The following is a 2500-nucleotide window of genomic DNA, read 5'->3' as shown; positions in this document are numbered from 1 at the left end:
CCCACTTTGCTGTCCCACTACCCTCTCCAGTAAACTGAAAAGTTTAGGCTCTTCCCGCTTCGCTCGCCGCTACTAGGGGAATCTCGTTTGATTTCTTTTCCTCCAGCTACTAAGATGTTTCAATTCACTGGGTTGGCTCTTTCCTGCCTATGGATTCAGCAGGTAGTACTTGGGGTTGCCCCATTCGGATATCTCCGGCTCAATGCTTGCTTCCAGCTCCCCGGAGTGTTTCGTCGGTCGCCACGTCCTTCTTCGCCTCTGTGTGCCAAGGTATCCACCGTAAGCCTTTGTAGCTTGACCACAAACATTTGGTGTTCACCTGCCGGTTCTCAAAAGCTCTTCTATTCAAAGGGCTACTTAGAACTGACTTTCTTTTTAACGTTGCTATGCAGTTTTCAAGGTTCTGGCTGGTAAGACATCCAGCAGGCTGACCACTTTTTGATTGGTGCAGTTGCTGTACTCTTTTACTCACTTTATCTAGGCTATCACAGTGAACGCTAAGAATCTGATGAGATTTTTTTGGTTTTTTTGTTTTCTCCCTACTTGGGAAAAAGCCACAAGTTTTTACGGCTGTTTACCAAAGGAAGTAGAGGTGGGCCATCCTGGACTCGAACCAGGGACCTCACCCTTATCAGGGGTGCGCTCTAACCACCTGAGCTAATAGCCCATGTTCCGAAACCCATCAATAGTTTGAAAGCCTACACTAATTCTCGTCCGACCTGGGATAACTTGCATCTGACCTCATGATTTGATTTCGGTCAAGACGAAGCAGGTCTCCCTAAAAAGGAGGTGATCCAGCCACACCTTCCGGTACGGCTACCTTGTTACGACTTCACCCCAGTCACCAGCCCCACCTTCGGCGTCCTCCTCCCTTACGGGTTGGAGTAACGACTTCGGGCATGGCCAGCTCCCATGGTGTGACGGGCGGTGTGTACAAGGCCCGGGAACGTATTCACCGCAGTATGCTGACCTGCGATTACTAGCGATTCCGCCTTCACGCAGGCGAGTTGCAGCCTGCGATCTGAACTGAGCCACGGTTTATGGGATTAGCTTGCATTCGCATGCTTGCTGCCCTTTGTCCGTAGCATTGTAGTACGTGTGTAGCCCAGGACGTAAGGGGCATGCTGACTTGACGTCATCCCCACCTTCCTCCGGTTTGTCACCGGCAGTCTCTTCAGAGTGCCCAACTTAATGATGGCAACTAAAAACGAGGGTTGCGCTCGTTGCGGGACTTAACCCAACATCTCACGACACGAGCTGACGACAGCCATGCACCACCTGTGTTCCGGTTCCCGAAGGCACTCCTCCCTTTCAAGAGGATTCCGGACATGTCAAGTCCTGGTAAGGTTCTTCGCGTTGCATCGAATTAAACCACATACTCCACCGCTTGTGCGGGCCCCCGTCAATTCCTTTGAGTTTCACACTTGCGTGCGTACTCCCCAGGCGGGATACTTAGCGCGTTAGCTGCGGCACTGTGAGGGTCGATACTCACAACACCTAGTATCCATCGTTTACGGCTAGGACTACTGGGGTATCTAATCCCATTCGCTCCCCTAGCTTTCGTCCCTCAGTGTCAGTTGTGGTCCAGCAGAGCGCTTTCGCCACCGGTGTTCTTCCCGATATCTACGCATTTCACCGCTACACCGGGAATTCCCTCTACCCCTACCACACTCTAGCTGTTCAGTTTCCACTGCCTGTCTGGGGTTAAGCCCCAGCCTTTAACAGCAGACTTGAACTGCCACCTACGGACGCTTTACGCCCAATGATTCCGGATAACGCTTGCATCCTCCGTATTACCGCGGCTGCTGGCACGGAGTTAGCCGATGCTTATTCCTTAGGTACCGTCAGAGCTTCTTCCCTAAGAAAAGAGGTTTACAACCCAAGAGCCTTCCTCCCTCACGCGGTATTGCTCCGTCAGGCTTTCGCCCATTGCGGAAAATTCCCCACTGCTGCCTCCCGTAGGAGTCTGGGCCGTGTCTCAGTCCCAGTGTGGCTGATCGTCCTCTCAGACCAGCTACTGATCGTCGCCTTGGTGAGCTTTTACCTCTCCAACTAGCTAATCAGACGCGAGCTCATCTTCAGGCAATTAATCTTTCACCTTTCGGCATATCCGGTATTAGCAGCGGTTTCCCTCTGTTGTCCCCGACCTGAAGCTAGATTCTCACGCGTTACTCACCCGTCCGCCACTCAAGTATTTCTACTTGCGTTCGACTTGCATGTGTTAAGCATACCGCCAGCGTTCATCCTGAGCCAGGATCAAACTCTCCGTGTTATTGAATGAGTTTGTTTTGGCTCCCGAAGTCATTGATGAGATGCTTCGGTAAGTTTTCTTTCTTAGTACTTTCCTATTCGAGGAATTAGTGCTATTCTGGCTTTCAAACTATTATTTTTTCTAGGTTCGGCGCGCTGGTGTCGCTTCGCTTGCGCTGTGCTTTCCCGACCGCTTAATCAATATAACAATTCCACTATCTCCTGTCAAGGGGGAAATTCAAAAAAGTTT

Annotated in this window: 1 tRNA gene and 2 rRNA genes (1 of these 3 cut by a window edge); all 3 read right to left on the bottom strand. The window is 51.0% G+C overall.

What is annotated here, in order from left to right:
* Positions 1–300: ribosomal RNA gene (locus LAY57_RS34840) — 23S ribosomal RNA — on the bottom strand (its annotated part extends 2546 nt beyond the left edge of the window); the annotation flags it as partial.
* Positions 301–593: 293 nt separating this feature from the next.
* Positions 594–667, bottom strand: a tRNA-Ile gene (locus tag LAY57_RS34835).
* Positions 668–782: 115 nt separating this feature from the next.
* Positions 783–2272: ribosomal RNA gene (locus LAY57_RS34830) — 16S ribosomal RNA — on the bottom strand.
* Between the last annotated feature and the right edge of the window lie 228 nt (positions 2273–2500).

The organism is Argonema antarcticum A004/B2 (assembly GCF_023333585.1).
In the GTDB taxonomy this organism is placed as follows: Bacteria; Cyanobacteriota; Cyanobacteriia; order Cyanobacteriales; family Aerosakkonemataceae; genus Argonema; species Argonema antarcticum.
The sequence above is the reverse complement of the archived record's forward strand: the minus strand, read 5'-3'. Positions and strand labels throughout refer to the sequence as shown.